Annotated in this window: 6 protein-coding genes; all 6 read right to left on the reverse strand. The window is 42.2% G+C overall.

Annotation, left to right across the window (positions count from 1 at the left end):
- Window positions 1-387 precede the first annotated feature (387 nt).
- A complete protein-coding gene (locus Q0037_RS04605) occupies window positions 388-1,653 on the reverse strand; it encodes an asparagine synthetase B (protein WP_297516116.1) in 1,266 nt (421 codons plus the stop codon).
- 116 nt (window positions 1,654-1,769) lie between these two features.
- Complete coding sequence (gene dnaB, locus Q0037_RS04610) at window positions 1,770-3,314, reverse strand: replicative DNA helicase (protein WP_297516119.1); 1,545 nt, start codon at window positions 3,312-3,314, stop codon at window positions 1,770-1,772.
- Window positions 3,315-3,455: 141 nt separating this feature from the next.
- Window positions 3,456-4,409, reverse strand: a complete 954-nt coding sequence (locus Q0037_RS04615; protein WP_297516123.1) for an acetyl-CoA carboxylase carboxyltransferase subunit alpha — start codon at window positions 4,407-4,409, stop codon at window positions 3,456-3,458.
- A gap of 93 nt (window positions 4,410-4,502) precedes the next feature.
- The gene (locus Q0037_RS04620; protein WP_297516126.1) at window positions 4,503-5,381 is read right to left on the reverse strand and encodes a DMT family transporter; all 879 of its coding nucleotides are present in this window, start codon (window positions 5,379-5,381) and stop codon (window positions 4,503-4,505) included.
- On the reverse strand, window positions 5,368-6,450 hold the full coding sequence (locus Q0037_RS04625; protein ID WP_297516129.1) for an LptF/LptG family permease: 1,083 nt from the start codon (window positions 6,448-6,450) through the stop codon (window positions 5,368-5,370). Before Q0037_RS04625 ends, Q0037_RS04620 begins: the two co-directional genes overlap by 14 nt.
- The coding region (gene tgt, locus Q0037_RS04630) for a tRNA guanosine(34) transglycosylase Tgt (protein ID WP_297516131.1) at window positions 6,450-7,483 on the reverse strand (1,034 nt) is incomplete at its 5' end. The genes Q0037_RS04625 and tgt, both read right to left, overlap by 1 nt.

Genomic DNA, 7,483 nt, shown 5'->3' on the forward strand with positions numbered 1-7,483 from the left:
AATTTGGCCTTGGTTAAAAAATTGGTTGAAGCGGGCAAACAAGCCGACTACTTCCCCTACCCGATGCACAAGCACAATGTAACAGGAAAAGATCGGGTGCATTTGATGACCAAAGTGCTGAATTATATTCTTGAAAATAACAAATAGTAAAATTTCAAATTCCTCCCGAAGTTTCGGGACCAAAATCACAAATCCCAAATTCCAATTGGTTAATCAGTTGGAATTTGGGATTTTTTTATGACTTTGAAAGACGGTATGGTATTGCTAGCCCCGGTAGAGCCCTTGTTGGAGCTCTTGTAGCGCAGCGGAAAAGCGACGGGCGAAAACGGGAGGAAGGTGCTTTTGAAAACGACACGTGTGCTCCTGAAAATCAACCGTGAGTTTCTGCTATGTTTTTTGCTTTTTCTTCTTGGCGGCTGGAAATAGAACGTTGTTGAGAATCAAACGAAATCCGGGTGAGGTGGGATGCAGGTCCAATACAGTAGGTTCGTCGCCCACTTGATGGCGGTAATCTTCGGGATCGTGACCGCCGAAGAACGTAAAGAAGCCTTTCCCTTTTTGGCCGTGAATGTAGCGGGCTTCTTCGTTGATTTGGCATTCGCCCAAGACCAGTACATTGGACTTGATGTTTGCGCGGTCGAAAGCCGTCGTTTGCCCCATAAATCCTTTGACCAATTGGGTATGATTTTGGCACAACATGCTTGGAATCACGTCCCATTTGGCAGAATATTCCATCAACGTAAAATAGTCTTTTTCAAAAGGTACGCGTCGTTTTTCGGTCATATCGATATCGGAGAACTCGTAGCGTTCGGGGCGGCGTTCGAGGATAAAATCTTTGAAAGCAAAAGTGCGGGTATAATCGATACGTGCTTGGTAGTTGGGATCGCTGTCATCGCCATCAAACATGGGTTCACAAATATCCACGCCTTCGGCTGCCAGCGCAATATCAAAACTATCGGTGGCCGAGCACATGGCAAACATAAAGCCGCCTCCGATGACGAAATCACGAATTTTTTTGGCAACGGCCAATTTAGCTTCAGAAACTTTGGCGAATCCTAATTTGGTGGCAAGAAGTTCAGCCTCGCGCTTTTGTTCGATATACCATGGAGCATTGCGGTAAGCGCCATAGAATTTTCCGTATTGGCCCGAAAAATCCTCGTGGTGCAAGTGCAACCAATCGTATAAAAGCAATTGATCAGTGAGCACTTCTTCGTCATAAATAGGTGTGAAAGGAATTTCGGCATAGGTAAGCACCATGGTTACGGCGTCGTCCCAAGGTTGTTTGCCTTTGGGCGTGTAGACTGCGATTTTGGGTGCTTTTTCCAATACAACCGTTTCCATGTTTTGGGAGGGACTCGAAATCTCTTCTAGAATTTGATTGGCTTCGCCGTCGGAGAGGATTTCAAAGCTCACACCGCGAATCTGACATTCTTTGCGAATTTCGGGCGCATCGGGAAGTAGAAAAGAGCCTCCACGATAGTTAAGGAGCCAGCTGGCTTTATAGTCTTTGGACAGCACCCAATACGTAATCCCATAGGCTTTAAGATGGTTTTTTTGCGACACATCGTCCATGGGTAAGAGAATAAAGTTTGCCCGAAGCGGTAATACAATAATAAAAAACAGCAGTAGATAAACTGACAAACGGTGTTTCATGAAGTTCAAACTGATTTTAATACGAAGGTACAAGGTTATAAAGATATACCCTATCAACGTTTTGTTAATTATTAAAAATAAAAAACAGTTAAAACAACTATTTAATATTCAATCTTTTAAAAAGGAACATCACTATCATCTTCGAGTGATGGTGGCGGTCCTCCAAAAGCATCGTTGGGTGAAGGCAGATTTTTGGTAAAAAACGGATTATCATCGGCATTCATTTTGGACGGTAAATCATTAAAACCACTCGCAAAATCATCTAAGTTGTCGAATTTACCGAGGTTTCCGATAAATTTCAACCGAATATTTTCCAACGAACCGTTACGGTGTTTCGCAATGATAAACTCGGCTTGTCCTTGCGTGGGTGATTGTTCATCATCATCCCATTCTTCGATTTTGTAGTATTCGGGTCGATAAATAAACGATACGATATCGGCATCTTGCTCAATAGCTCCTGATTCACGCAAGTCAGAAAGCAAGGGCCGCTTGCTTGAACCCCGCGTTTCAACTGCACGAGACAATTGCGATAAAGCAATCACGGGAACATCCAATTCTTTGGCCAAGGCTTTTAAATTTCGTGAAATCGTAGAAATTTCTTGCTCCCGATTTCCGCCGCCTTTCCCTGCACCACCGGCAGTCATCAACTGCAAATAATCGATAATGATGAGTTTAATGCCGTGTTGTGAGGCCAAACGTCGGGCTTTGGCTCGTAAGTCGAAAATCGACAACGATGGGGTGTCGTCAATATAGAGCGGTGCTTTTTCCAAATCGCGCACTTTGACACTCAATTGCTCCCACTCGTGTTTTTCTAATTTCCCCGTACGTAATTTCTCGGAAGACAATCCGGTTTCGGAAGATATCAAACGGGTAATCAACTGAACGGAGGACATTTCAAGCGAAAACACGGCTACCGGACTTTGGGAGTCGATGGCTATATTTCGGGCCATAGACAACACAAACGCCGTTTTCCCCATCCCGGGACGTGCGGCAATAATAATCAAATCGGAGGGTTGCCAACCCGAGGTGACTTGATCAAGTTTGTGGAATCCGGTAGGGACACCGCTCAATCCCTCCTTGTTGGAAATTTCTTCAATGCGCTTTTTGGCTTGCATGACCAAACTTTGCGCTGTTTCGGAGCTGCGTTTGATGTTGCCTTGGGTAACTTCATACAATTTGGACTCGGCCATATCAAGCAAATCGAAAACGTCGGTCGCATCTTCATAGGCTTCTTCGATGATATCGGAAGAAATTTTGATGAGCGAACGCTGAATGTATTTCTGGAGAATGATGCGCGAGTGGAACTCGATATGTGCTGAAGAAGAAATCTTTTGTGTGAGCTGAATCAAGTAAAAATCACCTCCCGCCATTTCCAACTTCCCGTTTTTCTTTAATTGGGCAGAAACGGTTAACAAGTCAATGGGCTGGGAGTCGGTAAAGAGTTGGAAAATAGCCTCAAAAATGAATTTGTGTGCTTCTTTATAAAAAGCATCCGACTGGAGAATATCAATAACTTCATCGACCCCTTTTTTGTCAATCATCATCGCCCCTAAAACCGCCTCTTCCAAGTCTAATGCTTGCGGGGGAAGTTTCCCTTTTTCTAAAGTAATCAAGGTTGTTTTATCCACCTTAACGGGGTTGATATTGCGTAAATTTTCCATAAAGCGAATGTAACCAATTCTAGTAAAAACCGTAGGAGGATTTATTACCACCCATTTGTTTATAACTCATGCTATTTTGTTAACAACACAAAAAAATCCGAAACCACGGGCTTCGGATGTAAGGTATTGAGTCGTTATTTTTTACTCTCTAAACTCGCCCATCTTGCTGTACTTGTCCATTCTATTGGCCACCAGCTCGGATGTTGATAAATCTTTGAGTTCATGGAAAGCATTTAAAATATATTCTTTCACTGTTGCAAATGTCGTTGCTTTGTCGTAGTGCGCTCCACCCAGCGGTTCTGGAATAACATCGTCAACTAACTTTTGTTTTTTCATGTCGGTGGACGTCAGTTTCAACGCTTCCGCAGCTTTTTCTTTGTAATCCCAACTTTTCCACAAAATGGACGAGCACGATTCGGGAGAAATTACAGAATACCATGTATTTTCCAACATGAATACGCGGTCTCCTACGCCAATTCCTAATGCCCCTCCAGAAGCGCCTTCCCCGATAATGACACAGATGATTGGCACCTGTAAGCGTGACATTTCGAAGATGTTTCGTGCAATGGCCTCCCCTTGTCCACGTTCTTCCGCTTCCATCCCAGGATAAGCACCTGGCGTATCAATAAAGGTGATTACAGGAATACCGAATTTTTCAGCCATTTTCATCAAACGAAGGGCTTTGCGATACCCTTCAGGATTAGCCATCCCGAAATTACGGTATTGACGCATTTTGGTATTGATCCCTTTTTGTTGACCGATAAGCATAAAAGACTGGCCGCCTATCTTTCCTAAGCCGCCAATCATGGCTTTATCATCTTTAAAATTACGGTCGCCAAACAACTCCAAGAACGTGCCATCGGTAAGCGTAGTAATATATTCTAAGGTGTAAGGACGATTAGGATGACGCGAAAGTTGAACACGTTGCCAAGCCGTTAAATTCTTATATATTTTCTTTTTGGTTTCTTCTAATTTCTTTTCGATTTGTTTGCAGGTATTCGTAACATCCACATTGGACTCCTGACCAATAAGCTCACATTTTTCTAATTGGTCTTCCAACTCTTTAATGGGAAGCTCAAAATCTAAATACTCCATACAATATAGGGTTTAGTAAAAGTTCGAAATACAAAGATAGGGGTTTCCTTTTTTTGAGGAAATAAAAAAACGGGATTAATTGTAAACAATGTACTAGGAATTTGTACGCGATTTCAGAATCCCATTGGCGATAACCGTTACCAAAATTATAACAGCGCCTAAATAAAAGGTTCCGCTCATGGTTTCGGTTTCTTCAAAAAGGATCATGGCCAAGATAATTCCATACACGGGTTCTAAGTTAATTGTAAGCATCACCGTATAAGCATCCAACACTCGAAGTAAAGCGGTGGAGGCAATCATGGCAAAAGCGGTACATACGGAACTAAGCAACAATAAATACCCTAAATCACTCCATGACAATTGGAAAAAAGTAGCGGTAAAACTACCTGATATTCCCAACAAAATTGTGAAAAACAATACGCCCCCCAACAATTCAAACAAGGTAATGACTACGGGTTCATGGCGTGCCACCCAACGGGAATTTAGTACGGCAAATAAAGCCGACAAAAAGGCTGAGAGCAAGGCCAAACCGATGCCCGTAATATAATGGGTTTCTACTTTAAAAATCAAGGCCAATCCTCCGATGACCAATAATCCAAAGAAAAGCTCATAACGCACCATCTTTTTTGGGGTGAAAAGGGGTTCTAGTAAAGAAGTAAAAAATGCACCTGTAGACAAACACGCTAGGGTCACTGAGACATTTGACACTTTAATCGCTTTAAAAAATGTAAACCAATGCAAGGCAATCACTACTCCTGCGCCAAGAAAAATGGGAATCATGGATCGGGAATGCCGCCATGAGATTTTTTGATAGACCACATAAGCGCCAATAAAAAAAACGGCAAACAACATGCGAAACCATACCAGAGCCAATGCATCCAATGTAATGAGCTTCCCAATTATGGCCGTAAATCCCCAGATGAAAACAATGAGGTGCAGCAGCAGGAGACTTCGAAATTTATCGTTTGGCATTGCGCAATAAGTAAAGAGCTAAAATACCAAAAATCAGATTGGGTAACCAAACCAAAAGCATAGGAGGGGCACTGGATTTCTCGGCCAAAACGCCAAAAACCTTGTCCATAAAAACAAAGGCAAAAGCGATGACAATTCCAATCACCAAATTGATTCCCATACCGCCACGACGTTTCATAGAAGACACGGCAACGGCAATCACGGTTAAAATAAAAGCTGACACAGGTACGCTATATTTTTTGTACAACACCACCAAATAGGTATTCATATTGGCGGAGCCTCGCTTTTTCTCTTTCGCGATAAATTTTACTAAATCAAAGTAATTTAAGGTCTCTGCAACATAAACCGTAGGTGTCAACTCATCAACATCAAATTGAAGTACGGTGTCTTTACGCGTGCCAATTTCGAGCACATCATTGAGGGCACCTACTTTTCGTTTTTTATATTCAAATAGCGAATAGGTGCTGTCGTTCTCGTTGAATTTGATCCGATCTGCGGTAATTTTGTAGACTAAGGAATCACCTTTAAACCGTTCCATTGAAAAGTTGAACCCTAGTTTGCTATCGGGATTGTACGAACTCACATAAATATATTCGTTATCGCTGATTTGTCGGTACACATCCGAATTGTCGCGCATCTCATTTTGACCATTTCCAATCAAATACATGAATCGAAAGGTTTTGAACCCCTCACTGGCTTTGGGCACCAAAAAGAATCCCATGAGCAATGCAAAAACCGATACCATAGCTGCCCCTATTAAATAAGGGCGTAAAAAACGAGTAAAGGAAATTCCCGAACTCAAGATAGCGATAACTTCGGTGTTGTTGGCTAATTTGGAGGTAAACCAAATGATGGATAAAAAGAGAAATATAGGAAATAATAAATTGGCGAAATAAATCGTAAAATCGACATAGTACTGAGCAATCGCAGGAAAAGGAACGCGATTTTCAATCATTTTGTTGACTTTTTCGGCTACGTCAATGGTTATCCCAATGGGAATGAATAGCAACAGCATGGTGGCAAAAGTCACCAAGTACCGTTTTAAGATGTAGCGATCAATAATTTTCATTACAAACGTTGACTCATTTGTTGTACCATTTTATTTTTCCAATCCCGAAAATCCCCTGCAATGATATGTTTTCGGGCTTCACGAACCAACCAAAGGTAGAATCCTAAATTGTGAATCGTGGCAATTTGTTTGCCCAAGTATTCATTGGCGGCAAATAAGTGACGAAGGTAGGCTTTGGAATATTCGGTATCGACAAAGGTAATTCCCATTTCGTCGATAGGAGAAAAATCGTCTTCCCACTTTTTATTTTTAATATTAATCACCCCGTGAGCGGTAAACAGCATTCCGTTGCGGGCATTACGTGTGGGCATGACACAGTCAAACATATCAATTCCCAAGGCAATATTTTCCAAAATATTAATTGGCGTACCCACCCCCATTAAATAACGGGGTTTGTCTTTCGGAAGTACAGCCGTCACCACTTCGGTCATGGCATACATTTCTTCAGCCGGTTCGCCTACGGACAATCCTCCAATAGCATTTCCTTCTGCCCCCACATTGGCAATATATTCGGCCGACATTTGACGTAAATCTTTGTACGTACTGCCTTGGACAATAGGAAATAAGGTTTGTTCATACCCATATTTTGGAGGAAGCGTTTTTAAATGCGCCACACAGCGATCCAACCAGCGGTGGGTCATGTGCATACTGCGTTTGGCATAGCGGTAATCACACGGATACGGCGTACATTCGTCAAAAGCCATAATAATATCGGCGCCGATGGTACGTTGAATTTCCATGACATTTTCGGGGGAGAAAAAATGGTAGGAACCATCGATATGTGATTTAAATTTCACCCCTTCTTCTTTGATTTTACGATTGGCAGAGAGGGAATACACTTGGTACCCGCCACTATCGGTCAAAATATTTCGATTCCAATTCATGAACTTGTGCAAGCCTCCTGCTTTTTCTAAAATATCCAACTGTGGACGCAAGTATAAATGGTACGTATTTCCTAAAATAATATCGGGATTAATATCGTCCCGGAGTTCGCGTTGATGCACCCCTTTGACCGAAGCTACGGTGCCTACAG

It is taken from the genome of Flavobacterium sp., from assembly GCF_027482425.1.
GTDB lineage: Bacteria > Bacteroidota > Bacteroidia > Flavobacteriales > Flavobacteriaceae > Flavobacterium.